At 75.6% G+C, this 24778-nt stretch carries 24 protein-coding genes; 12 read left to right on the plus strand and 12 right to left on the minus strand.

Annotated features, from left to right (window positions below; genetic code table 11):
* Nucleotides 1–40: 40 nt before the first annotated feature.
* Nucleotides 41–649: a 2-phospho-L-lactate guanylyltransferase gene (gene cofC / locus FQ330_RS09870; RefSeq protein ID WP_146357173.1), complete on the plus strand. Its 609-nt coding sequence runs from the start codon at nt 41–43 to the stop codon at nt 647–649.
* Between the two features lie 671 nt (nt 650–1320).
* Here cofC and cofD read toward each other — a convergent pair.
* The 4 genes from cofD to FQ330_RS09890 are packed head-to-tail and all read right to left on the minus strand — an operon-like array spanning nt 1321 to nt 5175.
* A complete protein-coding gene (gene cofD, locus FQ330_RS09875) occupies nt 1321–2292 on the minus strand; it encodes a 2-phospho-L-lactate transferase (protein WP_146357175.1) in 972 nt (323 codons plus the stop codon).
* Nucleotides 2289–3113, minus strand: coding sequence for an ABC transporter ATP-binding protein (locus FQ330_RS09880; protein WP_225792801.1), 825 nt, complete (start codon nt 3111–3113; stop codon nt 2289–2291). Before FQ330_RS09880 ends, cofD begins: the two co-directional genes overlap by 4 nt.
* Nucleotides 3110–4171, minus strand: a complete 1062-nt coding sequence (locus FQ330_RS09885) for an iron chelate uptake ABC transporter family permease subunit (protein WP_146357177.1) — start codon at nt 4169–4171, stop codon at nt 3110–3112. The genes FQ330_RS09880 and FQ330_RS09885 overlap by 4 nt, the downstream gene beginning before the upstream one ends.
* Nucleotides 4168–5175, minus strand: a complete 1008-nt coding sequence (locus FQ330_RS09890) for an ABC transporter substrate-binding protein (RefSeq protein WP_146357179.1) — start codon at nt 5173–5175, stop codon at nt 4168–4170. Before FQ330_RS09890 ends, FQ330_RS09885 begins: the two co-directional genes overlap by 4 nt.
* 133 nt (nt 5176–5308) lie before the next feature.
* Between FQ330_RS09890 and FQ330_RS09895 the strand changes: the two genes are divergently transcribed.
* The 8 genes from FQ330_RS09895 (at nt 5309) to FQ330_RS09930 (ending at nt 12213) form a co-directional block, all read left to right on the plus strand.
* A complete protein-coding gene (locus tag FQ330_RS09895; RefSeq protein ID WP_146357181.1) occupies nt 5309–6628 on the plus strand; it encodes an aspartate aminotransferase family protein in 1320 nt (439 codons plus the stop codon).
* 112 nt (nt 6629–6740) lie between these two features.
* Nucleotides 6741–7457, plus strand: coding sequence for a Type 1 glutamine amidotransferase-like domain-containing protein (locus tag FQ330_RS09900; protein WP_146357183.1), 717 nt, complete (start codon nt 6741–6743; stop codon nt 7455–7457).
* Complete coding sequence (locus FQ330_RS09905) at nt 7454–8170, plus strand: uracil-DNA glycosylase (protein ID WP_146357185.1); 717 nt, start codon at nt 7454–7456, stop codon at nt 8168–8170. Before FQ330_RS09900 ends, FQ330_RS09905 begins: the two co-directional genes overlap by 4 nt.
* Nucleotides 8170–8757, plus strand: a complete 588-nt coding sequence (locus tag FQ330_RS09910) for a GNAT family N-acetyltransferase (RefSeq protein WP_146357187.1) — start codon at nt 8170–8172, stop codon at nt 8755–8757. The genes FQ330_RS09905 and FQ330_RS09910 overlap by 1 nt, the downstream gene beginning before the upstream one ends.
* 102 nt (nt 8758–8859) lie before the next feature.
* Nucleotides 8860–9255, plus strand: coding sequence for a hypothetical protein (locus FQ330_RS09915; RefSeq protein ID WP_128190568.1), 396 nt, complete (start codon nt 8860–8862; stop codon nt 9253–9255).
* Nucleotides 9256–9348: 93 nt separating this feature from the next.
* Nucleotides 9349–10341: a hypothetical protein gene (locus tag FQ330_RS13340; protein ID WP_192575911.1), complete on the plus strand. Its 993-nt coding sequence runs from the start codon at nt 9349–9351 to the stop codon at nt 10339–10341.
* 43 nt (nt 10342–10384) lie between these two features.
* Entirely contained in the window at nt 10385–10786 is a 402-nt protein-coding gene (locus FQ330_RS09925; protein ID WP_128189015.1) for a hypothetical protein, read from the plus strand.
* A complete protein-coding gene (locus FQ330_RS09930; RefSeq protein WP_146357189.1) occupies nt 10783–12213 on the plus strand; it encodes an amidase in 1431 nt (476 codons plus the stop codon). Before FQ330_RS09925 ends, FQ330_RS09930 begins: the two co-directional genes overlap by 4 nt.
* On the opposite strand, the gene FQ330_RS09935 is transcribed toward FQ330_RS09930, so the two are convergent.
* Entirely contained in the window at nt 12210–12713 is a 504-nt protein-coding gene (locus FQ330_RS09935) for a hypothetical protein (protein WP_146357191.1), read from the minus strand. The two genes, FQ330_RS09930 and FQ330_RS09935, sit on opposite strands and share 4 nt — an antisense overlap.
* A gap of 34 nt (nt 12714–12747) precedes the next feature.
* Between FQ330_RS09935 and FQ330_RS09940 the strand changes: the two genes are divergently transcribed.
* Nucleotides 12748–13998: a glycosyltransferase gene (locus FQ330_RS09940; RefSeq protein ID WP_192575912.1), complete on the plus strand. Its 1251-nt coding sequence runs from the start codon at nt 12748–12750 to the stop codon at nt 13996–13998.
* 33 nt (nt 13999–14031) lie between these two features.
* Here the strand turns inward: FQ330_RS09940 and FQ330_RS09945 are convergent, their stop codons facing one another.
* The 6 genes from FQ330_RS09945 to FQ330_RS09970 all read right to left on the minus strand — a co-directional run bounded on the left by FQ330_RS09945 (nt 14032) and on the right by FQ330_RS09970 (nt 19934).
* Complete coding sequence (locus tag FQ330_RS09945; RefSeq protein ID WP_146357195.1) at nt 14032–14817, minus strand: crotonase/enoyl-CoA hydratase family protein; 786 nt, start codon at nt 14815–14817, stop codon at nt 14032–14034.
* A gap of 80 nt (nt 14818–14897) precedes the next feature.
* Nucleotides 14898–15710 (minus strand): PspA/IM30 family protein, encoded by an 813-nt coding sequence (locus FQ330_RS09950; RefSeq protein WP_146357197.1) that lies wholly within the window; start codon nt 15708–15710, stop codon nt 14898–14900.
* A gap of 92 nt (nt 15711–15802) precedes the next feature.
* Entirely contained in the window at nt 15803–17884 is a 2082-nt protein-coding gene (locus FQ330_RS09955; protein ID WP_192575913.1) for a TPM domain-containing protein, read from the minus strand.
* A 116-nt stretch (nt 17885–18000) separates the two neighbouring features.
* A complete protein-coding gene (locus FQ330_RS09960) occupies nt 18001–18711 on the minus strand; it encodes a hypothetical protein (RefSeq protein ID WP_146357201.1) in 711 nt (236 codons plus the stop codon).
* The gene (locus tag FQ330_RS09965; protein ID WP_225792802.1) at nt 18708–19235 is read right to left on the minus strand and encodes a sigma-70 family RNA polymerase sigma factor; all 528 of its coding nucleotides are present in this window, start codon (nt 19233–19235) and stop codon (nt 18708–18710) included. Before FQ330_RS09965 ends, FQ330_RS09960 begins: the two co-directional genes overlap by 4 nt.
* Before the next feature lie 51 nt (nt 19236–19286).
* A complete protein-coding gene (locus FQ330_RS09970) occupies nt 19287–19934 on the minus strand; it encodes an FMN-binding negative transcriptional regulator (RefSeq protein ID WP_192575914.1) in 648 nt (215 codons plus the stop codon).
* Between the two features lie 256 nt (nt 19935–20190).
* Between FQ330_RS09970 and FQ330_RS09975 the strand changes: the two genes are divergently transcribed.
* Nucleotides 20191–21120, plus strand: coding sequence for a hypothetical protein (locus FQ330_RS09975; RefSeq protein ID WP_146357205.1), 930 nt, complete (start codon nt 20191–20193; stop codon nt 21118–21120).
* Between the two features lie 117 nt (nt 21121–21237).
* Here the strand turns inward: FQ330_RS09975 and FQ330_RS09980 are convergent, their stop codons facing one another.
* Nucleotides 21238–23124: a phosphoenolpyruvate carboxykinase (GTP) gene (locus tag FQ330_RS09980; protein WP_146357207.1), complete on the minus strand. Its 1887-nt coding sequence runs from the start codon at nt 23122–23124 to the stop codon at nt 21238–21240.
* A gap of 170 nt (nt 23125–23294) precedes the next feature.
* Here FQ330_RS09980 and FQ330_RS09985 point away from each other — a divergent pair, with 170 nt between their 5' ends.
* Complete coding sequence (locus FQ330_RS09985; RefSeq protein ID WP_146357209.1) at nt 23295–24728, plus strand: helix-turn-helix domain-containing protein; 1434 nt, start codon at nt 23295–23297, stop codon at nt 24726–24728.
* The last annotated feature ends 50 nt before the right edge of the window (nt 24729–24778 follow it).

Below are 24778 nucleotides of genomic sequence, written 5' to 3' on the forward strand. Positions count from 1 at the left end.
CGGTCCGGGGCGGCGTCCGGGCCGACGTAGGCTGGGCGGCATGCAGCGCTGGTCGATCGTGATCCCCGTCAAGGGCTCGGTCGGCAAGTCGCGCCTCGACGCGGGCGACGCCCGCGCGGCGCTCGCGATCGCCTTCGCGCGCGACGCCATCGCCGCCGCGCGCGCCTGCGACGCCGTCGACCTCGTGGTCGTGGTCAGCTGCGACCCGCAGGTGACCGTCGGGCTCGATCGCATCCAGGTCGTCGACGACCCGTGCACGGGCCTGCACGCCGCGATCGCCGCTGGCCTCGCGACGCTCGACCCGGCCGCGCCTGCCGCGGTGCTGCTCGGCGACCTGCCCGCGCTCACTGCCGACGAGCTCGACGCCGCGCTCGCGCTCGCCGCGGGGGAGCACCGCTCGTTCGTGCCCGACGCGATCGCCACGGGCACCACGATGCTCGCGGCGACGCGGGCGGATGCGCTCCGGCCGCGCTTCGGGCCGGGCTCGGCCGAGCTGCACCGCGACGCGGGGCACGTCGAGCTGCCGGTCGCGCCGGGGTCGGGGCTGCGTCTCGACGTCGACGAGCTCGCCGACCTGCACGCGGCCATCGACGTCGGCGTCGGCGCGCACACGCGCGCGGTGCTGCAGCAGGCATCGCTCTCGGCGTAGCCGCGCCGCGCCGCCGCCTCGCCCGCTGGTCGAGCCGCGTGGCCGCCGGAGGCGGCTGCGCGAGTCGAGACCACCCTGCTGCTGGCGTGCGGCGTGGTCTCGACTCGGGCCGTGCCCTGCGGGCGCGGCCCGGCTCGACCAGCGAGGGGTTCAGCCGCCGCCCCGCCCCGCCCGCTGGTCGAGCCGCGCCGCCGCCGGAGGCGGCTGCGCGAGTCGAGACCACCCTGCTGCTGGCGTGCGCCGTGGTCTCGACTCGGGCCGTGCCTGCGGCGCGGCCCGGCTCGACCAGCAAGGGGTTCAGCCGCCGCCCCGCCCCGCCCCGCTGGTCGAGCCGCGCGGCCGCCGGAGGCGGCTGCGCGAGTCGAGACCACCCTGCCGCCGGCGTGCGCCGTGGTCTCGACTCGGGCCGTGCCTGCGGCGCGGCCCGGCTCGACCAGCGAGGGGTTCAGCGGCCGCCCCGCCCAGCCCGCTGGTCGAGCCGCGCGGCCGCCGGAGGCGGCTGCGCGAGTCGAGACCACACTGCTGCTGGCGTGCGCCGTGGTCTCGACTCGGGCCGTGCCCTGCGGGCGCGGCCCGGCTCGACCGGCGTGGGGGCGCACGCTGGCGTGCGCCGTGGTCTCGACTCGGGCCGTGCCTGCGGCGCGGCCCGGCTCGACCAGCGAAGGGGGCGCTCAGCCCGCGAGGCGCGCCGCGAGCGCGAGCGCGTCGGCCGCGACCTGCTGCGCGGGCGCGCCGGGGGTCAGCAGCAGCGGCCTCGCCTCGGCGACGATGCCGAGCTCCGCGAGCCGCGGGACGGCCGCCGCATCCTGCTCGGCCACGAGCCAGCCGTCGAGCAGCCCGTCATCGGACCGCGCCCCGTAGTGCGCGGCGACCGCCGCCGCATCCGTCTCGACGCCGATGGTCGCGAGGCACGCCGCCGCCATGCCGCGGAGCGCCTGCCCGCCGATGATGGGCGAGACGCCCACGACCGGCGCCCGCGCCGTCTCGATCGCGTCGCGCACGCCCGGGATGCCGACGATCGTGCCGATCGAGACGACCGGGTTCGACGGCGCGACGAGCAGCACGTCGGCCCCGGCGATCGCCGCCCGCGCGGCGTGCGAGATGCGCGACCGCTCGAGGCCGTGCTGCACGAAGCGACGCGCCGGCAGCTGCGCCCTCGTGCGCACCCACCACTCCTCGAAGTGCAGCACGCCCTCGTCGGTCACGACGTGCGTGGGCACCTCGTCGTTCGTGACCGGCAGCAGCGTCGCGCCGATCGGCCAGCGGGCCGCGAGCCGCGCGGTCGCCTCGGTGAGGTCGGCGCCGTCGCGCAGCAGCGCCGTGCGCGCGAGGTGGGTGCCGAGGTCGAGGTCGCCGAGCGTGAACCACGGCCAGCCCACCCCATAGGCGGCGAGCTCGCCGGCGACGCGCTCGCTCTCGCCCGCGCGGCCCCAGCCGCGCTCGGCATCGTTGACGCCCGCGAGCGCGTACAGGAGCGAGTCGAGGTCGGGGCAGACCTTCACGCCCGAGAGCCACATGTCGTCGCCGACGTTCGCGACGACCGTGATCTCGGCCGCATCGCCGTGCGCGGCGCGCGCGGCGTCGCGCAGCCCGAGCGCGAAGCGCGCCCCGCCGACGCCGCCGGCCAGCACCGTGATCCTCACGGCTCCATCCTGCGGTAGCGGATCGCCACCCCGCCAGGGGCGGCGTCGATCTCGGCCTCCACGCCGTAGACGGCACGGATGCGCTCGGGCGTCAGCACCGCATCCGGCACCCCCTCCGCCACCACCCGGCCGCGGTCGACGAGCACCACCCGGTCGGCGTGCGTCGCCGCGAGCGCGAGGTCGTGGACGGTCATCACGACCGGGCGGTCGGCGGCGAGCCGCCGCACGAGCTGCAGCAGCTCGAGCTGCCAGGCGACGTCGAGGTGGTTCGTCGGCTCGTCGAGCAGCAGCAGCCGCGGCTGCTGCGCGAGCGCGCGGGCCACGTGCACGCGCTGCAGCTCGCCGCCCGAGAGCTCGCCGAGCGGCCGGTCGGCGAGCCCGGCGGCGCCGGCGTCGGCGAGGGCCGCCTCGACGAGCCGCTCGTCGCCGAGCGAGAAGCCGAGCATGCGGTGATGCGGCGTGCGGCCGAGCCGCACCGCCTCGCGCGCCGTCAGCTGCGGCACCGCATCCGCCGTCTGCTCGACGAGCGCCACGCGGCGGGCGCGCTCGCGCGGCGGGAGCGCGCCGGGTCCTGCGAGCGCGGCGCCGTCGAGCAGCACGGCGCCCCCGCGCCGCGCACGCTCGGGGAGCACCCCCGCGATCGCGCGGAGCATCGTCGACTTGCCCGCCCCGTTCGGGCCGACGAGCGCGGTAATGGCGCCCGTCGGAGCGTGCCACGAGGCCGCGTCGACGAGCGCGCGGCCGCGCACGGCGACCGTCAGCCCGCGCACCGCGAGGCCCGTCGTCGCCCCCGTCGCGCCGCTCGCCGCCGCGGCGCTCACGTGCGCACCCGCCCGGTGAGCATGAGCGCGGCGAAGACGGGCGCGCCGAGCAGCGCCGTGACGATGCCCACCGGCAGCTCGCGCGGGTCGAACGCGGCGCGCGCGACGGTGTCGGCGACGAGCAGCACGATCGCGCCGGCGAGCCCCGACGCGGGCAGCAGCAGCGCGTGCGAGGCGCCCACGACGAGCCGCACCGCGTGCGGCACGACGAGCCCGACGAAGCCGATCGCGCCCGAGACCGACACGAGCACGCCGGTCACGAGCGCGCACGCGACGAGCAGCGCCCAGCGGGTGCGCCGCGCGTCGACGCCGAGCGCGCCCGCCGCGCTGTCGCCGAGCGCGAGCGCGTCGAGCAGCCGCCCGCTCACGAGCAGCGGCAGCGCGAGCGCCGCCCCCACGAGCGCGATCGCGGCGGTCTGCCACGTCGAGGCGGCGAGCGAGCCGAGCAGCCACGCGAGGATCTCGCGGAAGGCGTCGCCGTCGGCGCGCCAGAAGATCGCGAGGCTCACGAGGGCGCCGGCGGCGGATGCGACGACGACGCCCGCGAGCACGGTGCGGGTGGGCGTCGCCCCGCCCGCGGCCCCGGCGAGCCCGAGCGTCGCGAGCAGCGCGAGCAGCGCCCCGGCGAACGCCGCGACCGGCAGCACGGCCGCGAGCCCTGCGACGAGCACGAGCACGGCGCCGACCGAGGCTCCCGAGGAGACGCCCAGCAGGTAGGGGTCCGCGAGCGGGTTGCGCACGAGCGCCTGCATGACGGCGCCGACGATCGCGAGCCCGGCGCCGACGGCGCACGCGGCCACGATCCGGGGCAGGCGCAGGTCGACGACGATCGCGTCGCCGACCGCGTCGAGCGGGCTCGAGCCGATGCCGAGGCGCGCGCCCACCGCGGCGAGCGCGTCGGCCGGGGCGACGCCGGCGGCGCCGATCGACGCGGCACCGAGCGCGAGCGCGAGCAGCAGCGCGGCGAGCAGCGCCAGCGCCACGAGGCGCCGCCCGCGCCGCGGCGCGGTTCCGGCCGCCTGCCCGGCTACGGCCCGGCGCGGTGCCGTGCGGGTCATCCGAGCCCCATCTCCCGGGCCGCGTCGACCACCGCGTCGACCGCCGCGACGGAGCCGACGCCGGCCTCGGCCATCGGGAACGGCACGACGACGAAGTGCTCCTCGCGCACCGCCTCGAGCTGCGCCGTCGCCGGGTTGGCGCGCAGGCGCTCGACCTTCGACGCGGCCGTGTGCCACGCGGCGTCGACGAGCACGATGACGTCGGGGTCGCTCGCGGCGAGCGCCTCCCACGACATGGTCGTCCACGCCTCGTCGACGTCGGCGGCGACGTTCGTCAGGCCCGCCGACTCGAGCACGAGCTGCGGGGCGCCCGTGCCGCCGCCGACGTACGGGGCGTCCTCGCCGGAGGAGTACCAGAGCGCGCTCGCGCCGCCGTCGAGCGGCTCGATCGCCTCGAGCGCGGCGCGCTGCTCGGCCGCGAGCGCCTCGCCCGCCTCCGGCACGCCGAGCACCGCGCCCGCGTCGGCGAGCTCGCCGAGCAGCGCATCCCAGTCGAGCGGCGCGACGTCGACCGAGCGGCAGGCGGCGGGGGAGACCCACGTGGTCACGCCCAGCTCGGCGAGCGTGGCGCGGTCGCCGGCCGCCTCGGGGGCGAAGGCCGACTCCCAGCCCGCCACCACCGCATCCGGCTCGAGCGCGAGCAGCGCCTCGCGCGACGGCATCCCCTCGATCGTGGGGGCGTCGGCGCCCTCGAGCGGCCCGTCGAGGAACGCCGTCGACACGAGCGCGTCGCCGAGCCCGAGCGCGACGACGAGCTCGGCCGCCGTCGACTTGACCGCCACGATGCGCTCGGCCGGCTGCGCCATCGGCGCGACGGCGACGCCGCAGTCGTCGATCGTCGCGGCCGCGGCGGCGCTCGCGCTCCCGCTCGCGCTCGCCGACGGGGTCGCGGCCGGCTGCGCGGCGCAGCCCGCGAGCAGCGACAGCCCGACGAGGGCGGCGGCGGCGGAGGCGGCGCGGGCGGCCGTCGGGCGGCGCGTCGAGCGGCGGGGCAGAGCGGGCATCGGGTCTCCTGGGCATGCTGGCGCGAACGGTGTGCAGGGTCCGCGCGCGGAGATGATGCCCGGCGCAGCCTCGAGTGTACGCCCGGGATACGGTGGCGAGGCGGCCACGGCGGCCGGCGCACCGAGGAGGATCATGTCCGAGCACCAGCTCCACCCGGCCGACGGCGACCGCGCGCGCGAGCTCGACCGCCTCATCCTCCACTCCTGGTCGAAGCACGGCTCGACGAACCCCTTCACCGTCGCGCGCGGCGAGGGCGTGCGGCTCTGGGACCACGACGGGCGCGAGTACCTCGACTTCTCGAGCCAGCTCGTCAACACCAACATCGGCCACGCGCATCCGCGGGTCGTCGAGGCCATCCAGCGCCAGGCGGCCGAGCTCGCCACCGTCGCCCCCGCCACCACGAACCTGCGCCGCAGCGAGGCCGCCGAGCGCATCCTCTCGACGATCGATGGCCTCGCGGCGGTCTTCTTCACGAACGGCGGGGCGGATGCGGTCGAGAACGCCATCCGGATGGCGCGCGTGCACACCGGCCGCACGAAGGTGCTCTCGCACTACCGGTCGTACCACGGCAACACCGGCGCCGCGATCAACGCGACCGGCGACCACCGCCGCCTCGGCAACGAGTTCGCGCTCGGCCACGTGCACTGCTTCGGGCCGTTCCTCTACCGCTCGGAGTTCTGGGCGACGAGCGAGGAGCAGGAGGGCGAGCGGGCGCTGCAGCATGCGCGCCGCGTGATCGAGTCGGAGGGCCCGGAGACGTTCGCCGCCATCCTCGTCGAGCCCGTGCCCGGCACCGCCGGCATCCTCGTGCCGCCGCCCGGCTACCTGCAGGGGCTGCGCGAGCTCGCCGACCGCCACGGCATCGTGCTCATCCTCGACGAGGTGATGGCGGGCTTCGGCCGCACGGGGCACTGGTTCGCGCACCAGCACGACGGCGTGCGGCCCGACCTCGTCACCTTCGCGAAGGGCGTGAACTCGGGCTACGTGCCGGTCGGCGGCGTCATCATCGCCGAGCACATCCTCGGCACCTTCCGCGAGCGGCCCATCCCCGGCGGCCTCACCTACGCGGGCCACCCGCTCGCCGCCGCCTCGATCGTCGCCACCATCGACGCGATGACCGACGAGCGCATCGTCGAGCGCGCCGCCCACCTCGGCGCCGACATCCTCGGCCCGGGCCTGCGCGCGCTCGCCGAGCGGCACCCCATCATCGGCGAGGTGCGCGGCCGCGGCTGCTTCTGGGCGCTCGACCTCGTGGCCGACCGCGGCACGCGCGAGCCCGTCGACGCATCCGTCGTCGCGCGGCTGAAGGCCCTGCTGCTCGAGCGCGGCTACGTGCCGTTCACCGCCGACAACCGCATCCACGTGACGCCGCCGCTCGTGATGGGCGACGACGACGCGCGCGTGGGCCTCGCGATCCTCGACGAGGCGCTCGCGGCGCTCGGGTCGCCCTGACCCTCGTCCGTCGACCGGCTCCGTGCGCCGTCGACCGGATGGTCCGGTCGGGCGCGCACCTGGCCGGTCGACGCACGCGGCTCCGCAGCGAACGGCTGGCAGACTGGCCCGCATGAGCATCCACCTGCTGGGCGGCGGCTGGGCCGACGACGAGTCGCGCTGGACCGGCCGCTTCGTCGCCGAGGCCCGCGAACGCGCCGAGGGCGCCCCCGTCATCGTCTGCGTGCTGTGGGCGAAGACCGAGTCGGAGGGCGCCGGCTGGCACGACGACTACGTCGACGACCTGACGAAGCTCGGCGCCGGCGAGGTGCGCATCGTGCAGCTCAGCCCGGAGCGGCAGCTGCAGCCGACCGACCTCGGCAACGCGGAGGGCATCTTCGTCGGCGGCGGGCTCACGCCCGGCTACCACGCCGCGATCATGCCGGCGGCCGACACGATCCGCGGCCTCGTCGCATCCGGCGTGCCCTACGCGGGCTTCTCGGCCGGCGCGATGATCGCGGGCGACGTGGCGCTGCTCGGCGGCTGGCGCATCGGCGGCGTGCCGGTGTGCGCCGAGACGAGCGGCGAGGGCCTCGACGAGGTGACGCTCGACGCGGGCCTCGGCCTCGTCGACCTCGTCGTCGACGTGCACGCCGCGCAGTACGGAACGCTCTCGCGGGCCGTCGCGATCGTGCACGCGGGGCTCGCCGAGCGGGTGGTGGCGATCGACGAGAACACCTCGCTCATCGTCGGCTCCGGCGGGCTGCAGGTCGCGGGCGACGGCTCCGTCTGGACCGCCGACCGCGCCGGCGACACCGACCGGGTCGCCGTCGGCGTGCTGGCCGCATGACGCCGCGGCCGCTCGCCGAGCTCATCGACCCGGGGTGGGCGGATGCGCTCGCGGGCGTCGAGGAGGTCGTGCACGGCCTCGGCGACCGGCTGCGCGCGGAGGCCGCCGAGGGGCGGCCGTGGCTGCCCGCGGGCGACGCGGTGCTGCGCGCGTTCGCGCAGCCGATGGACGACGTGAAGGCGCTCATCGTCGGCCAGGACCCGTACCCGACGCCGGGGCACCCGATCGGGCTGTCGTTCGCGGTCGAGCGGCACGTGCGCCCGCTGCCGCGCTCGCTGCAGAACATCTACCGCGAGCTGCGCGACGACCTGGGCCACGAGCCGGCCGCCCACGGCGACCTGACCGCGTGGAGCGAGCAGGGCGTGCTGCTGCTGAACCGCGTGCTCACGGTCGGCGCGGGAGCGCCCGCCTCGCACCGCGGCTGGGGCTGGGAGCAGGTGACCGAGGCCGCGATCCGCGCGCTCGTCGCCCGTCGGCGCCCCGACGGCTCGCGTGCGCCGCTCGTCGCGATCCTGTGGGGTGCGCAGGCGCAGTCCCTCGCGCCGCTCCTCGACGACGTGCCGACGATCGCCTCCCCGCACCCGTCACCGCTGAGCGCGAGCCGCGGCTTCTTCGGCTCGCGGCCCTTCTCGCGCGCCGACGCCGCGCTCGCGGCGCAGGGAGCGGCGCCCGTCGACTGGCGCATCCCGGCCGAGGCCGAGGCGGCCGGCTGATGCTGCCCGAGGAGTACGAGCGCCGCCGCCGCCTGCCCCGCCACCTGCGCGACCCCGAGCACCGCGACCCCGACTTCGCCTTCCGCATCCGGCCCGCCGAGGCGGCCGACCTGCCCGCGATCCGCGACATCTACCGCCACTTCGTGCTCAACTCGACGGTCACCTTCGACGAGCGGCCGAAGACGCTCGGCCAGTGGCGGCGCACGCTGCGGGAGACGGGCGAGCTGCGGCTGCCGTTCCTCGTGGCCGAGAGCGCGACCGGCACGGTGCTCGGCTACGCGCTGACGCAGCCGTGGAAGCAGCGCAGCGCCTACCGCTACACGGTCGAGTCGTCGGTCTACCTCGCGCCGGCGGCCGCCGGCCGCGGCCTCGGCCGCGCCCTCATGGAGGCGCTCATCGAGGCGACCCGCGAGCGCGGCGTGCGCGAGATGATCGCGGTGATCGCCGATCAGGGGGCGGATGCGTCGATCGCGCTGCACGAGCGCCTCGGCTTCGAGGAGATCGGGCGGATGGGCCGGGTCGGCGTGAAGTTCGGGCGGGAGCTCGGGATCGTGCTGCTGCAGAAGTCGTTGCGCAAGCGGCGCTGAGGGTAGCCGCAGGGTTCCGTAACAGCGTTTGCGAATGCCGGCCGCGGCGGAGGATGCTGACGCTGAGCGGCGGTGCACCACCGCTGCAGGAAGGTCGTCGCCATGGCCGTCGCGCAGCATCGAGCCCCCACCGTCTTCGCCGTGCCGACCGGGTGGGCGGTCGCCGCCGCGCTCGGCGCGGGCGTGCTCATCGGAGTCCTGCTCGGGGTGCTGTTCTCGCCCGACGCGCAGGGCCTGCAGGTCGGCGTCACGTACGGCGCGATCCTCGGGCTGCCCGCGGCGGTCGCCGTCGTCTTCTCGCGCCGGTCGATGCAGCAGGGCACCCAGCTGTGGATGCTCGGCCTCGTCGCGGTGGCCTCGGTCGCGATCATGGCGGCGCTGCTGTTCGCGCTCTCGCAGCTCAGCCTCGCGATGGCGCCGGCAGGCCTCGTGCTCGGCGCCGCGACCGCGATCGTGGCGCTGCTGGTCGGGCTCTGGACGGCGCACCGGAGCGCGTAGGCAGGGCGGCGCGCGCGCTCGCGACATCGTCCGGCCGCGCCGCGCTCCGGGGCATGGCCGCGCCACAGCGGCCCGCGGGAGACTGAGCGCACCATGCACCGCACCCTCGTCTGGCTCGCCGCGCTCGTGCTGGCGCTGCCGCCGCTCGTCATCGCCGCGAGCTGGGCGGTGCTCGCGCCCGAGCTGCCGAGCCGCATCGCGACCCACTGGTCCGACGCGGGGGTCGCCGACGGCGTCTCGGAGACGACGCCGATGGGCATCGGGCTGCTCGCCGCGACCGGGGCGATGCTCGTCGCGGCGCTCGTGCTCGCGGCGCTGCGCATCGACGACGGCGCGCGCGCCGTGGTGCTGTCGATCATGGCCGGCGTCAGCGCCATGCTCGCGGCCGCCTGGGTGATCTCGGCGGTGACGACGATCGAGGCGGGCAGCGCCGAGCAGGCGGTGCTCGGGCCGTGGCTCGCGCTGCTCCTCGGCTCGGTGCTCCTGCTCGTGGTGCCGTGGCTCATCCACCCTCGCGGCGAGGTGCGGGTGCGCGACACCGATCCGCCGCTGCCGCTCGAGCCGACCGACGCCGAGGGCTGGAGCGCCGACGCGCAGTCGCCCGCATTCTTCCTGCTCGGCATCGCGCTGCTCCTCGGCGGCATCCTCGCGGCGCTGCTGCTCCCGCTCGGCGACGGGCCGGTGGCGCGGGTGCTGCTCGCGCTCGTGCTGCTGCTGGCGGCCGCCGTGGTGATCGGCATCGCCCGCATCCGCGTCGTCGTCGACGCGGACGGGCTGCGCGTGCGCAGCGCCCTGCTCGGCTTCCCGCTGCGGCGCATCCCGACCGCGCGCATCCGCGTCGCCGAGGCGAGGCTCGTCGAGCCGCTGCACTGGGGCGGATGGGGCTACCGGGGCCTGCCGGGGCACGTGGCGGTCGTGCTGCGGCGCGGCCCCGGCATCGTCGTCACCACGCGCGAGGGCGCGCGCTTCGCCGTCACCGTCGACGGAGCCCAGGCGGGCGCGGCGGTGCTGGCCGGCGTCGTCGCCCGGCACCGCGCGGGGGAGCGCGAGGCCGACGACGGGCCGTGGGCGCAGCCCGAGCCGTGAGCGTCGGCGCGCCGTGTCGGTGCGCGGTGCCACGATGGACGGCATGACGGAGTTCGAGGCCTGGCGGGCGTCGCGGGAGCAGGCAGACGTGAGCGCAGCGGCGGCGGCCGCGGCCGACGACGTGCGCGCGACGGTCACCGACCTGGGCCCCGGCTTCTGGATGGTGTCGGTCGCGGGCGCCACGCGCGGCTTCATCACGCAGATCGAGGTGAAGGGCGAGGTGCGCTTCGAGGCGCGCCTGCGCCACGTGAACCCCGGCCAGGGCACGCGCATCGGCGAGTACTGGGAGATCGAGAAGGCGGTGCTCGCGATCCTCGCCGAGCCGTCGCGGGTCGTCGGCCGCGACCCGTTCCGCGAGCTGACGAACTACGCGACCCGCGACGAGATGCGCGAGCGCACCGAGCGCAGGCGCCTGCAGCGGCGCGCGGGCCGGTACTTCGGGTGAGCGCGCTCCACGAGCTGGGCGCCCTCGACCTGTGGCGGCACCTGCACGCGCGCGACGTGAGCGCCGTCGAGGTCGCGCAGCACTTCCTCGAGCGCATCGAGCGCGTCGACGACGCGCACGCCTTCGTGCACGTCGACGCCGAGCTCGCGCTCGCCCGCGCCCGAGCCGTCGACGACGCAGACGACCGCACCGGGCTCATCCACGGCCTGCCCTTCGCCGACAAGGACCTCACGCAGCGCGCCGGGCAGCCGGCGACGTTCGCGAGCCGCTGGATGGCCGGCAACGTCGCCGACGCGACCGACCCGGTCGCGCAGGTGCTCGACGACGCGGGCGGCGTCACGCTCGGCCGCACCGCCGCGCCCGAGCTCGGCTTCGCCGGCTACACCCGCTCGGCGCTGCACGGTCCGACGACGCTGCCGGGCCACCCCGGGCTCCACGCCGGCGGCTCATCGGGCGGCGCCGCGGCGGCCGTCGCGCAGGGGCTGCTGCCGTTCGCGCCCGGCTCCGACGGCGGCGGCTCCATCCGCATCCCGGCCGCCACGTGCGGCCTCGTGGGGCTGAAGCCCACCCGCGGCCGCATCCCCGCGCAGGGCGGCGTCGGCACGATCGGCGGGCTCGTCACCGCCGGCGCGATCGCGCGCTCCGTCATCGACGTCGCGCTGCTGACCGACGCCCTCATCGGCCGCGTCAACGGCGTCGCGCCGCACGCGCTCACGCTCCGCTCGCCCGAGCGCGACGACGGCTCGCTGCTCGCCGCGGCGGTGCGCGGCGAGGGCCGCTACCGCATCGCGGTCATGACCGGCGGCACGCCCTGGGACGAGACCGACGACGTCCGCATCTCGCCCGAGGCCACGGCGGCCGTCGACGCGACCGTCGCGGCGCTGACCGCCTTCGGGCACGAGGTGGGCGAGGTGGCGCTGCCGGATGCGTCGGGGTACCCCGAGGCGTTCACGGCGCTCTGGCGAGGCGGTGCGGCGGCGGCGCCCATCGCGCGCGAGCGCCGGCACCTGCTCGAGCCGCTCGCGCGCTGGATCGTCGAGACGAGCGACGGCCTCACCGCCGGCGGGCTCGCGCGGGCCCAGCTGTGGGCGACCGCCTTCGAGCGGCGCGTGCTCGCGGCGTTCGCGCCGTGGGACGCCGTGCTCACGCCGGCGACGGCGCTCACGCCGCGCCCCCTCGACTGGTACCCGGAGGACGGCGAGGCCGACTTCCGGCACCAGGTGCTCCACACCCCGCACACGTCGTTCGTCAACGTGACGGGGCTGCCGGCGATCGCGCTGCCGGTGCACCGCACCACCGAGGGGCTGCCGATGGGCGTGCAGCTGATCGGCAGGCCGGGGGAGGAGGCGACGCTGCTCGCCATCGGCCGCCAGCTCGAGCGGCGCATCCCCTGGCCGCAGCGCGTCGTCGACGCGATGCGGCCCTAGGCCGGGGGCTCGCCCGGGCGGCCGCCGGCGCGCTCAGCTGCGCGCCCGCCGGGGCGTCGCGCGGGCTTCGGCAGGTAGCCGCCCTTCACGAGGTCCGCCTCGATCTCGAAGCGGTTGCGCAGCCCGTCCTGGCCGGCGGCGAGGTACATGGGGATGAACCACAGCCCGTAGCGCTCCCACTGGCGCCGGTGCACGTCCTCGTGCTCGAGGATCTCGGGCGAGAGGGCGCTGCGCGTGAGGAACGTCGCGCCGATGGTGGTGCCGCCTCGGCCGAAGGCCCACGTGGGCAGCCCCGAGATGACGGTCAGTTCGCCCACCTGCTGCTCCTCACCGCCGAGCAGCCGCCCCCAGAGGCGTGCCGCCCGCGTCGCGAAGCGGTGCCCGGCGCGCGCCACCGGCGGCGCCGTGAGCGCCCGGAGCGCGGGCCCCGAGGCCGAGCGGCCGAGGGCGCCGATCGCGGCCCCGACCGCGTGGAGCGGGCCCGGTCGCGAATCTGCCATGCGGCCGACGATAGCGCCCGGATACGCTGGGTGCATGCGCCAGGAGCCGTACGGCCACACCCCTGGGACGCCCCTCAGGATCGCGATCGTGTCGATGCACACGTCGCCCGCCGACCGCCCGGGCAAGGGCGACGCAGGCGGGCTGAACGTGCTCGTGCTCGAGAGCGCGATGGCGCTCGCCGGCCGCGGCAACCACGTCGACGTCTTCACCCGCTCGGTCGGCGCCCCGCACGCGCACTCGCTCGCGCCGGGCGTCACGCTCTACGCGCTCGAGACGGGCGGCGGCATCGTGCGCAAGCACGAGCTGCCCAACCTCGCCGACGCCTTCGGCGACCAGCTGCAGCGCGCGGCGCTCGCCGCGACCGACCCGTACGACGTGATCCACGCGCACTACTGGCTCTCCGGGCTCGCGGTGCTGCCCGTCTCGCTCTCGCTCGGCATCCCGATCGTGCAGACGTTCCACACGCTCGCCGAGGAGAAGAACCGCCGCCTCGCCGACGGCGACCGGCCCGAGCCCGAGCGCCGCCTCCTCACCGAGCGGTACCTCGCGAGCGAGGTCGACGCGATCGCGGCCGTCTCGCGCGCCGAGATCGACGTGCTGTGCGACGGCGTCGGCGCGCCGGCCGAGCGCGTCTGGCTCGTGCCGCCCGCGGTCGACACGACCGTCTTCCACCCCGCGCCCGTCTCCTCGCGCGAGGCGGTGCGCGCACGGCTCGGGGTGCGCGCCGACGACGGGCTCGTCGTGTGCGTCGGCCGCGTGCAGGCGGCGAAGGGCCAGGACCTCGCGGTGCGGATGCTGCCGCACCTGCCCGGCGCGGTGCTCGTGCTCGCGGGCGACGCGACGCCCGGCTCGGAGCGCTACCTCGAGTCGCTGCACGACCTCGCGCGCGAGCTCGGCGTCGCCTACCGCGTCCGTCACATCGGCAGCCTCGAGCGGCCGGCGCTCGCGCAGCTGCTCGACGCGGCCGACGTCGTCGTGGTGCCCAGCCGCACGGAGTCGTTCGGCCTGGTGCCGCTCGAGGCCGCCGCGAGCGGCACCCCGGTCGTCGCCGCGCGCGTGGGGGGCCTCATGGAGTCGGTCATCGACGGCGAGACGGGCGTGCTCGTCGACGGGCGCGACCCGGCAGAGTGGGCGGAGGCGGTGGGCGCGATCCTCGACGATGTCGACCTGCAGCTCGAGCTCGGCCTCGCCGGCCGCCGCGCCGCGAGCCGCCGCGACTGGCAGGACGTCGCGCACGAGCTCGAGGACGTCTACCGCGCGACCGCGGCGGCGCGGGCGCTGTAGCAGGTCGGCGCGCTGCAGCGCCGCCGTCCGGCGTCAGCTCCCCTCGAACGCGACGGGCGTCACCGTCAGGTACGACTCCGCGGCGCGCCGCGCATCGCCGGTCGCGGCGAGCCGCTGCGCGGCGGGCAGCAGCCCGGCCACCGCATCCGTCGTCGCCGGCTGTGCCGCCCGGGCGGCGGCGAGCGTCGCCTGCACCGCGAGCGGCGCCTGCGCCGCGACGCGCTCGGCGAGCGCGAGCGCGCGCTCGAGCTCGGTGCCGTGCGGCACGACCTCCTGCACGAGCCCGATCCGCAGCGCCTCGGCGGCGTCGAAGCGGTCGCCGGTGAGCATCCAGCGCATGGCGTCGCCCCAGCCGAGCCGCGGGAAGCGCACCGTCGCGCCGCCGAAGGGCATGATGCCTCGCGCCACCTCGAGCTGCGCGAAGACCGTCGAGTCGGCGGCCACCACCACGTCGCTCGCGAGCGCGAGCTCGATGCCGAGCGTGAAGCACGTGCCCTGCACCGCGAGCACGACGGGCTTCGACACCGGCCGCGTCTGCAGGCCCCACGGGTCGAGCCCGCCCTCGGGCACGAGCTCCGGCCTGCCCGTCGCGATCCGAGGCGCGATGTCGGCGAGGTCGAGGCCGGCGGTGAAGTGGTCGCCCGCGGCCGAGACGACGCCGACCCGCAGCGCCGGGTCGCGGTCGAGCTCGCCGTAGGCGAGCGCGAGCTCGTGCAGCATGCGCTGGTCGGCGGCGTTGCGCTTGCCGACCCGGTCGAGCCGGATGTGGAGGATGGGTCCGCGCCGCTCGAGGGCGACGCGCGGTGTCGTGTCGGTCACGCCGTCAACCTAGCCCGGGCAGGCGAGGAGGGGGCGGACGGTCGTCCGCCCCCTCCAAGGCCGTGCGCGCGAGCGCGCGATCAGCGGTCGACGACCTCCGCCTCGACGTGGTCGCCCGCGCCCTGCGAGCCGCCCTGCGAGCCGCCGAGGGCCGCGTTGGCGCCGGAGCCCAGCTGCCCCTGCGCGCCGCCCTGCTTGAGCGCGGCGAGGCGCGCCTCGATCTCGGTCTCGCGGCCGACGTCCTCGAGCGCCTCGAACTGCGCGTCGAGCGTCGAGGCGGCGAGCTCCTGCTGGCCCATGACCTTGGCCTCCTCGCGACGGATCTTCTCCTCGAAGCGGCCGATCTCGCTCGTGGGGTCGAGGATGTCGATCGACTTCACCGCGTCGTGCACCTGCGACTGCGCGTCGGCGACCTTCGCGCGCGCGATCAGCTCGGAGCGCTTCGACTTCAGCTGATCGAGCTTGCCCTTCATCGTCTCGAGGCCGGTCTTCAGCTTGTCGACGACCTCGTTCTGCGACTGGATCGACGGCTCGGCCGCGCGGGCCTCCGACTCCGACTGCATCTGCTTGCCGATGGCGACCTTGGCGAGGTTGTCGAACTTCGCGGCGTCTGCCGGGTGCTCGGCGCGCATCTCGTCGGCGCGCTGCGAGGCGGCGAGCGCCTTGCGGCCCCAGTCCTCGGCGGCGCGCACGTCCTCCTGGTAGTCCTGCTCCTGCAGGCGCAGGTTGCCGATGGTCTGGGCGATGGCGGCCTCGGCCTCGGCGATCGAGTTCGTGTAGTCGCGAACCATCTGGTCGAGCATCTTCTCGGGGTCCTCGGCCTGGTCGAGGAGCGCGTTGATGTTGGCCTTCGCGAGCTGCGCGATGCGGCCGAGGATGGACTGCTTGGACATGGTGTTCCTTCCTGCGGGTGCCGCCTGAGCGGCCGGTCGTCGTGTGTTGGACAGTGGTGTGGGATGCGCTGCGAGGCCCGGGCGGGCCGGCGTCAGTCGCCGAAGGAGCCGCCTCCGCCGCCGAAGCCGCCGCCTCCGCCGCCGAAGCCGCCCCCGAAGAAGCCGCCGCCTCCGCCGCCGAACGAGCCGCCGCCGCCGGAGAACAGGTCGCCGAGGCCGCCGCCCCCGCCGCCGGAGCCGCCCGCGAAGGGGTCGCTGTACTGGCCGGGCGCAGCGCCGCCGCCGTGGCCGCCGCCGGAGAGCATGTCGCCGAGGATGTAGCCGAGCAGGCCGCCCGTGAGCATGTCCTGGCCGCGCCCACCCTGGCGGTAGTAGGGGTTGCGGGGCTGGCCGCCCCAGCCGCCCACGTCGCCCGAGGCGTCCTGCATCGCCTGCTCGGCGTGCTCGGACGCCGCCTGCGCGTACTGCGCGGCCGTGTGCGGGTCGGCCTCGCGGAGCCGCAGTGCCTGCGCGAGCTCCTGCTGCGCGGTCGAGAGCAGCTGGCGGGCGTGCATGCCGACGCCGATGCGGCGGGTGTGGATGAAGTCCTCGGCGCGGTCGATGTTGGCGCGCGCCGACTCGATCCAGCGATCGAGGGTCATCTGCTGCCGCTGCACCTGCGCGCCGCCCTCGCGCAGCTGCCCGGCCGCCTCGTCGAGGCGCTGGTTCGCGCGCTGCAGGTTGCTGAGCACGGTGAGCGTGTCGGTGGGGCGCCGCTGGGCGATGGCCACCTGCTCCTCGACGTGCTGGATGAGCGGGGCCAGGTCGATCGTCGACGTGCTGCGGAGCGTCTTGGCCGCCGCGATGTCGCCGATGGAGTCCTGCACGAGCTCGCCGAGCTGCTGCCTCGAGTGCTCGAGGTCGCGCTCGGCGCGCTCGACCGCGGCGAGCAGCCCGGAGGCCTGCGCGAGCGCCGCCTCGGCGGCGTGCACGGCGAGCGCAGCGTTGGCGCCGTTGCCGGCCTGCACGGCGTCGCGGCCGGCCGCGAGCGACTGGTCGATGTTGGGCAGCTGCCGCTCGGCGCCGGCGATGTTCTCGCGCACCGGGTCGATCGAGGCTCCCGAGTGCAGGTCGTCGAGCCGCTCGAGGATCTGCCGCGCGCTCGCGATGCGGCCGTCGAGCGCCCGCCTCGACTGCGCGACCGTCTCGAGCACCTGGGGCGCGTTCTGCTCGAGGTTGCGCAGCTGCTCGAAGGAGGCGGCGTGGCTCGCGAGCTCGCGGCCCGCGCCCTCGGTGATCTGCAGGATGCGGCTCGACCAGTCGTGGCGCTCCTGGTCGCTGTCGGGGAACGCGTCGTCGAGCTGCTGCTGCAGCCCGAACGCCTCGGCGAGCCCGCCCTTCGCCTTCTCGAGCGCCTGCCGGTAGGGCGCGACGGCATCCTCGCCGAACTGCGCGTTCGCGAACGCGAGCTCCTGCTCGCTCTGCTGCACGGTGTCGTCGAGCTGCACGAGCGCGATGTCGGCGCGCTGCTTGAGCTCCTCGAGGCTCAGCTGCTGCTGCTGCACGGCGGCCTGCTCGCCCCGGCGCTTGCGGTTCGCGCGCACGCCGCGCGAGATCGCCCACGCGCCGCCGCCGACGACGGCCGCGCCGCCGACGAGCGCCACGACCGGCCAGACGGCCGAGCCGTCGACGTTGACGTCGGTGCCCCCGTCGCCGCCGCCCTCGTTCGCCGCGATCTGGTCGCTGAACTGCGTGATGCCGCCGGCGAAGTCGCCCGAGTTGAGGGCCGGCAGCAGCACGCCCTGCAGCGCGTCGTTCACCTGGGAGGTGTCGCGCGGGAAGCCGTTCGCGACCGAGTAGGCGTACTGGCCGTCGTCGACCGCGATCGCGAGCAGCATCGACGACTGGTCGAGCCCGCTCTGCTCGGCGCTCGTGTTGGCCCACTCGTCGCGCGCCATGCCGTCGAAGGAGTCGACGAAGACCGCGTACACGTCGGCGTCGCTCTCGGCGTTGTTGCGCTCGAGGTGCTCGGCGATCTCGGCGGCGTCGGCCGAGAGCTGCCCGGTCGTGTCGACGAAGACGTCGCCGCCCAGGTCGACGGGCGCCTCGGTGGCGAGCGAGCCGGCAGAGAGCCCCAGGAGCCCGGCGGCACCGAGTGCCACCACCGCGAACGGGCGGACGATCCGGACCTGCATCTGCGCTCCCTTCATCTGCGCTCCCTTGCGGCCGGCCTGTCGGGCTGCCGACTCGGCGCGAGTCTAGCCAGCGGATCTGGCCGCGAGCCTGGGAGATCGCGCCGACGGTGGCGCTCTCAGCGAACGTCCTCCCAGGGCTCGCCCACGACCGCGACCGGCGCCGACCCGTCGAGCGCGACGAGCGCGACGGGGGAGGGGCCGGATGGCGTCCCGGGCCCGCACGCGTCGGCCGCGAGCACGCCGGTGGTCACCCCGAGCACCCCCGAGGCGCCGCCCGCCAGGCGCGCGTCCTGCTCGGTGGTGCCGGCCGTCGCTCGCGCGACGCCGCCGTCGACGACGAGCGCGTCCACGTCGACGAACGTCGCGATGGCGGCCGTGAGCCCCGCGCCTCGCGCCTCGACCCGACCCGGGGGCACCACCGACGCATCCGCCGGGTCCTCGAGGAGCCGCAGCACCAGGCCGATGTCGCCGGCGCGCGTGAGGCCGCACAGCCCGATCGGCGTCGACTCCTCGGCGCCGGCACCGCCGTCGCCGCCCTCGACCGGCGCGCCCTCGGTCTCGGCGCTCGGCTGCGCCGCCTCGGGCGCCGCGCCGCCGTCGTCGCCCTCGCTGAGCACCGACGAGTCGCTCGAGGGCGACAGGGGCTTGAGCCCGGGCGCCACGAACGGCGCGACGATCAGCACGCCCGCGCCGGTCGCAGCGGCCGTGAGCGCCGCGACCTTCGGGCGGCGCCGCCGCTTCGCGCCGTCGATCGCGGCGGCCGCGTCGAGCCTCGCGCGCGGCGCGGGGATCTCCTGCAGCCGCCGCCGCAGCTCGTCGTCGCTCACGGCCGGCCCCTCTCGTCGCGCTGCCCGCGCTCCTGCTCCCGCTCGAGCATCCCGCGCAGCTTGCCGAGCGCATCCGACAGGTAGCGCTTCACCGCGCCCGCCGAGATGCCGAGCTCGGCGGCCACCTGCTCGACGGTGCGGTCCTCGTCGTAGCGCAGCACGACGCACGCGCGCTCGCGCGGCGTGAGCCGCTGCAGCCGGTGCGCCATGTCGAGCCGCTCTCCGGTGAGCGTCGAGCCCGAGTCGACCCGCTCGCGATCGACGACGAGCGGCGCGATCCGCCGCCACCGCTGGCCGCGCCGGGCGCGGTCGAGGAACCGGTTCGCGATCGCGCGCCGCACGTAGGCCTCGGCCTGCTCGACCTCGAAGCCGTTGCGCAGCCGGCCGAAGGTCGCCGTCAGGGCGTCCTGCACCATGTCGCGGGCCTCCTCCTCGTCACCGGTCAGGAGCATCGCGTAGCGCACGAGCGCCTCGCCGCGCTGGGCGACGAGCTCGGCGACGACCAGCTCCCAGCCGGCTGCCACGCGAGTCTCCCTCTGCTCTCTAGGACGAACGACGGCCGTCGACGGTTGGGGTCAGGCCTCGCGCGCCGGCGCGGCGTCGCGGTCGGCCTCGCGCATGCGCTCGGCGAGGGCGGGGTGGGATGCGTCGAGGTGCGCGAGCACGGAGGCCCGGGTGTCGGCCGACTTGTTCTGGCTCATCTTCGACTTCGCGTCGAAGGAGCGCACGCGCAGCCGCAGCCCGACCGTCCCCATCGCCATGCCGCGATTGCCGTCGTCGTCGATGTCGAGCGCGACGCCGCCCTCGGGCGCGTACCGCGACTCGAAGTGCGCGACGAGCTTCCGGAGCGTGCGCATGTTCGCGTCCGCGTCGAGCACCTCCACGTCGCACGTCATGCTCGCCATCTCGAAGTTCCACGTCGGGATCTGCCCCGCGTCGGTCCCGACGTACCACGACGGCGAGATGTACCCGTGCTCGCCTTGCGCGACCACGAGCATCCGGTGCTCGCCGGGCTCGAGCAGCCCGTGCAGGCGCGCGTCGGCGCGGCCGAGGTGCGTCACGAGCACGAGCCCGTCGCCCTCGTGCTCGTCGTCGAGCAGCACGGGGGAGGGGGATGCGACGGGTCCGGACGCGGGATGCGACACCAGCAGCATCCACGGCGCGCGCGCGACGAGGTCGCGCACCTCGGCCTCGCCGATGCGGTAGAGCGGATTCGGCTGCATGCGCCCCATCCTCCACCACCCGCCGCGGCGCGGGGGCGCGCGCGCCGCGCGCGCCCCCTCTACGCCGCTCCGCCGCTCATCCGCAGATATAGGGCCAACGGCTCGAATGCCGCCCCGATGAGCGCCACTGTCCCTATATCTGCGCACGGTCTGCGCCGACACAGGCATGCCCATCCGCCCGCGCCGCCGCGCGCGGCCGTCCACAGCTGCCGCCGCCCTCCGCTCGCGCTGCGCGGAGTCGCGGCATCCTGCGCGGATGCGCCCCTCGACCCCGCTCCCCGAGCCGTTCGATCTCGGCGCGTTCCGCGTCGGCGAGGCGCTCGACGAGGGCGTCGGGCGCGGCCGACTGCGCGGCTCCGACCTCGAGGCGCCCTTCCGCGGCGTGCGATCGCGCCCGATCACCGACGTCCAGGCGCTCGCGCTCGCCTACGCGGCGGCGATGCCTTCGCACCAGCTGTTCGGCGGCATCACCGCCGCCCGGCTCTGGGGCCTCCCCATCGCCGAGCGGTGGTCGCGCGGCGAGCCGCTCGTCGTCGCCCGGCCGCACCGCACCGCGCCCAGCGTCGTGCCCGGCACGCGACACATCGCCTTCGACCCGTCGCGGCTGCGGTCCACCGAGCTCGAGGGGCTCCGGCTCCTCGGCCCGCTCGCGACTGCGCTGACGCTCGCGCGCGAGCTGTCGCACGAGGCGCTCGTGCAGGTCGCCGATGCGCTGCTCACGCCGTCGCGCTCCTACCCGGGCCTGCGACTGGAGCGGAAGCCCGAGCGCGGCTATGCCACCCCACAGGAGCTCGACGCCTTCATCGCTCGGTGCGGGGGGCTGGCCGGGGTCGCGGCGCTGCGCGCTGCCGCGGCGGATGCGCGGGTCGGCGTCGACTCGAGGTTCGAGACGATCACGCGGCTGCTGATGGTCGAGGCGGGGCTGCCCGAGCCGGTCGTGCACCCGCCTGTCGTCGTCGACGGAGAGGAGTGGCACCCGGACCTCGGCTACCCGGAGCTGCGGATCGCGATCGAGTTCGAGGGCGACGGCCACCGCGACGAGCGGCAGTGGCACGTCGACATCGATCGCTACGCGCGCTTCGAGGCAGCCGGATGGACGACCGTGCGGGTCACGCGCAAGCACATGGCACGGCGTGGCGCGCACTTCGTGGAGCGCGTGCGCGCAGCGCGCGCCCGACGCGAGTGACGCATCCGCCCCCTCCGTGCTTCTCGGCCATCACAGATGTAGGGCCAGTGGCTCCTACCCTCGCGGGATGGGAGCCACTGGCCCTACATCTGCAGCGGGCGGCGCGGGCCACGCGGCTCAGACCGCGACGGGCTGCTGCTGCGCGTGCTGCGCCTGCTGCACGTGCTCGAGGCGCCACCGCACGTGGTTCAGCTGGCGCACGAGGCCCGTGGGCAGCGCGCGGCCGAACTGGCCGAAGAAGGCCTCCACGTCGACGAGCTCCGACAGCCACGCCTTCGGGTCGATCTCGAAGAGCTCGTCCATCACGGCCTCGTCGATGTCGAGCCCGTCGAGGTTCAGCGCGCCCTCGGCGGGCAGCACGCCCACGGCGGTGTCGACGCCCGGCGCGGTGCCGGCCACGCGGCCCGCGATCCACTCGAGCACCCGCGCGTTCTCGCCGAAGCCCGGCCACAGGAATCCGCCGTCCTCGTCGCGACGGAACCAGTTGACCGAGAAGATCTTGGGCGCGTGGCGGCCGAGGCGGTGCCCCATGTCGATCCAGTGCGTGAAGTAGTCGCCCATGTTGTAGCCGCAGAAGGGCAGCATCGCGAACGGGTCACGGCGGATCTCGCCCACCGGGCCCTCGGCGGCGGCCGTCTGCTGGCTCGACACCGTCGCGCCGACGTAGACGCCGTGCTCCCAGTCGCGCGCCTGCAGCACGAGCGGCACCTGCGTCGGGCGGCGGCCGCCGAAGATGATCGCGTCGAGCGGCACGCCCTCGGGCGCGTCCCAGTCGGGCGCGATCGACGGCGCCTGCTCGGCGCGCACGGTGAAGCGGGCGTTGGGGTGGGCAGCCGGGCCGTTGGCCGGGTCGTAGGGGCGGCCCTGCCAGTCGATGAGGCCCTCGGGGACATCCTTCGTCATCCCCTCCCACCACACGTCGCCGTCGGGCGTCATCGCCACGTTCGTGAAGATCGTGTCGTGGTCCATCATCGCCATCGCGGTCGCGTTGGTGGCCTCGCTCGTGCCGGGCGCGACGCCGAAGAAGCCGTTCTCGGGGTTGATGGCCCACAGCCGCCCATCGGGTCCGGGACGCATCCAGACGATGTCGTCGCCGAGCGTCTCGACCGTCCAGCCGGGGATCGTCGGCTGCAGCATCGCCAGGTTGGTCTTGCCGCACGCCGACGGGAAGGCGCCGGCGAGGTGGATCTGGCGGCCGTCGTCGTGCTTCATGCGCAGCAGCAGCATGTGCTCGGCGAGCCAGCCCTCGTCGCGCGCCTGCACCGAGGCGATGCGCAGCGCGAAGCACTTCTTCGCCAGCAGGGCGTTGCCGCCGTAGGCGGAGCCGAACGACCAGATCTCGCGCGTCTCCGGGAAGTGCGAGATGTAGCGGGTGGGGTTGCACGGCCACGGCACGTCCTGCTGGCCGTCGGCGAGCGGCGCGCCGATCGAGTGCACCGCCGGCACCCAGTCGCGCGTGCCGTGCATCGCCTCGAGCGCGGCGGTGCCGACGCGCGTCATGTAGTGCATGGATGCGACGACGTACGGGGAGTCGGTGATCTCGATGCCGAGCTTCGAGATGGGGCCGCCGACCGGGCCCATCGAGAAGGGGATGACGTACATGGTGCGGCCGCGCATGGCACCGTCGAAGAGGCCGCCGAGCACCTGCCGCATCGAGGCCGGGTCGCGCCAGTTGTTCGTGGGGCCGGCGTCCTCGGCGTCGTCGGCGCAGATGAAGGTGCGGTCCTCCATGCGGGCGACGTCGTCGGGGTTCGAGCGGGCGAGGTAGCTGCCGGGCCGCTTCGGCACGGGCACGATCGTGCCCGCCTCGAGCATGATGTCGATGAGGCGCTGCAGCTCCTCCTGCGAGCCGTCGCACCAGACGATGTCGCGCGGCTCGGTGAGCTCGGCGACGCTCGCGACCCACGAGACGACGCCCGGGTCGGCGCCCTCGGGCGCGCCGACGCGCTTGGGCTTCACGGGCTTGGCGGATGCGCGAGTCGGGGCGGCGGGGAGAATCGTCATGGTTCGAGTCTCACCCGCGCGCGGCCGCCGAGGGCGAGCAAGCGCCAGAAGGAACGGCGCATTCTTCCCTTCGACGAAACTTGCGCCCCGAAGCGTCCCTCTCGGAGGCGGTCGCGGCCGCAAGCTGCGCACATGGCGAAGATTCGCCAGATGTTTCGTACACTGGTCGCATGGTCGACGCAGCAGTCCTCGGGCACCGCATCCGGCACTTCCGCACCGCCGCCGAGCTCACGCTCGACGCGCTGGGGGAGCGCATCGGGCTCGCGGGCAGCCAGCTCTCCCTCATCGAGAACGGGCACCGGGAGCCGAAGCTCAGCCACCTGCAGGCGATCGCCGAGGTGCTGCAGGTGCCCACCGCGCAGCTGCTCGACCCCGAGCCGCCGAGCGAGCGCTCGCGGCTCGAGCTCGACCTGCAGCGGCTGCAGGAGGGCGCGAGCTACAAGCGGCTCGGCCTGCCGACCGTGCGCCCGACGCGCTCGATGGGCGACGACCAGCTGCGCGCGCTCGTCGGCCTGCACCGCGAGCTCGACCGCCGCGCCCGCGAGGCGATCGCCACCCCCGAGCAGGCACGGCGCGACGCGACCGCGCTGCGGCTGCGCATGCGCGAGCAGGCCAACTCGCTGCCGCACATCGACGAGCTCGCCGACGAGCAGCTGCGGGCCGTCGGCTACGAGGGCGGCAGCCTCACGCACCGCACGGTGAGCGAGATGGCGGCGCGCCTCGGCTTCGAGCTCGTCTACGTCACCGACCTGCCGCACTCGACGCGCTCGGTCACCGATCTCGAGAACGGCCGCATCTACCTGCCGCCGGCCTCGATCCCGGGTGGCCACGGACTCCGCTCGATGGCGCTGCAGGCGCTCGCGCACCGGCTGCTCGGGCACCACGAGCCGCGCGACTACAGCGAGTTCCTGCAGCAGCGGCTCGAGATCAACTACTTCGCGGCCGCGACCCTCATGCCGCGCTCGCGCGCGATCGAGTACTTGCGCAAGGCGAAGAAGGAGCGGAACCTCGCGGTCGAGGACTTCCGCGACGCGTTCGGCGTCACGCACGAGACGGCGGCGATGCGCTTCACCAACCTCGCCACCACGCACCTCGACCTGCGCGTGCACTTCCTGCGGGTCGCCGAGGACGGCGCGCTCTCACGCGTCTACGAGAACGACGGGATGCCCATCCCGGTCGACGCATCCGGCCACGCCGAGGGCCAGGTCGTGTGCCGCAAGTTCGCCGCCCGCAGCGCCTTCGAGCGCACGTCGCGGACGACGGAGTTCTACCAGTACACCGACACGCCCGCGGGCACCTTCTGGTGCTCGACGCAGATCGGCGCCGGCACCGACGGCGAGTTCTCGATCTCGTTCGGCGTGCGGTTCGACGACGCGAAGTACTTCCGCGGCGCCCAGACGGCGTTCCGCCAGACCTCGACCTGCCCCGACGAGCGGTGCTGCGCCCGCCCCGACGACGCGCTGCAGCGGCGCTGGCGCAACAACGCGTGGGCGTCGGCGCGCATGCACCAGCACACACTCGCGCCCTTGCCGTCGGGCACCTACCCGGGCGTCGACGACGCAGAGCTCTACGAGTTCCTGGAGCGGCACGCGCCGGTGCTCTGACGCGCGCTCGAGGCTCTTGGCACGGCATCCTGCCCGGCCGTAGCCTGGAG

Origin of the sequence: Agrococcus sediminis (genome assembly GCF_007923295.1) — a bacterium.
Lineage (GTDB): Bacteria > Actinomycetota > Actinomycetes > Actinomycetales > Microbacteriaceae > Agrococcus > Agrococcus sediminis.

Bases quoted from the DNA above. Each gene is read 5' to 3' on its own strand.
- FQ330_RS09890 (WP_146357179.1), bottom strand. From the start codon at position 5,175: ATGCCCGCTCTGCCCCGCCGCTCGACGCGCCGCCCGACGGCCGCCCGC.
- FQ330_RS09955 (WP_192575913.1), bottom strand. From the start codon at position 17,884: ATGCAGGTCCGGATCGTCCGCCCGTTCGCGGTGGTGGCACTCGGTGCC.
- FQ330_RS09950 (WP_146357197.1), bottom strand. From the start codon at position 15,710: ATGTCCAAGCAGTCCATCCTCGGCCGCATCGCGCAGCTCGCGAAGGCC.
- FQ330_RS09925 (WP_128189015.1), top strand. From the start codon at position 10,385: ATGACGGAGTTCGAGGCCTGGCGGGCGTCGCGGGAGCAGGCAGACGTG.
- FQ330_RS09935 (WP_146357191.1), bottom strand. From the start codon at position 12,713: ATGGCAGATTCGCGACCGGGCCCGCTCCACGCGGTCGGGGCCGCGATC.
- FQ330_RS09985 (WP_146357209.1), top strand. From the start codon at position 23,295: ATGGTCGACGCAGCAGTCCTCGGGCACCGCATCCGGCACTTCCGCACC.
- cofC (WP_146357173.1), top strand. From the start codon at position 41: ATGCAGCGCTGGTCGATCGTGATCCCCGTCAAGGGCTCGGTCGGCAAG.
- FQ330_RS09905 (WP_146357185.1), top strand. From the start codon at position 7,454: ATGACGCCGCGGCCGCTCGCCGAGCTCATCGACCCGGGGTGGGCGGAT.
- FQ330_RS13340 (WP_192575911.1), top strand. From the start codon at position 9,349: ATGCACCGCACCCTCGTCTGGCTCGCCGCGCTCGTGCTGGCGCTGCCG.
- FQ330_RS09970 (WP_192575914.1), bottom strand. From the start codon at position 19,934: ATGCAGCCGAATCCGCTCTACCGCATCGGCGAGGCCGAGGTGCGCGAC.
- FQ330_RS09980 (WP_146357207.1), bottom strand. From the start codon at position 23,124: ATGACGATTCTCCCCGCCGCCCCGACTCGCGCATCCGCCAAGCCCGTG.
- FQ330_RS09915 (WP_128190568.1), top strand. From the start codon at position 8,860: ATGGCCGTCGCGCAGCATCGAGCCCCCACCGTCTTCGCCGTGCCGACC.
- FQ330_RS09910 (WP_146357187.1), top strand. From the start codon at position 8,170: ATGCTGCCCGAGGAGTACGAGCGCCGCCGCCGCCTGCCCCGCCACCTG.
- FQ330_RS09885 (WP_146357177.1), bottom strand. From the start codon at position 4,171: ATGACCCGCACGGCACCGCGCCGGGCCGTAGCCGGGCAGGCGGCCGGA.
- FQ330_RS09895 (WP_146357181.1), top strand. From the start codon at position 5,309: ATGTCCGAGCACCAGCTCCACCCGGCCGACGGCGACCGCGCGCGCGAG.
- FQ330_RS09900 (WP_146357183.1), top strand. From the start codon at position 6,741: ATGAGCATCCACCTGCTGGGCGGCGGCTGGGCCGACGACGAGTCGCGC.
- FQ330_RS09975 (WP_146357205.1), top strand. From the start codon at position 20,191: ATGCGCCCCTCGACCCCGCTCCCCGAGCCGTTCGATCTCGGCGCGTTC.
- FQ330_RS09940 (WP_192575912.1), top strand. From the start codon at position 12,748: ATGCGCCAGGAGCCGTACGGCCACACCCCTGGGACGCCCCTCAGGATC.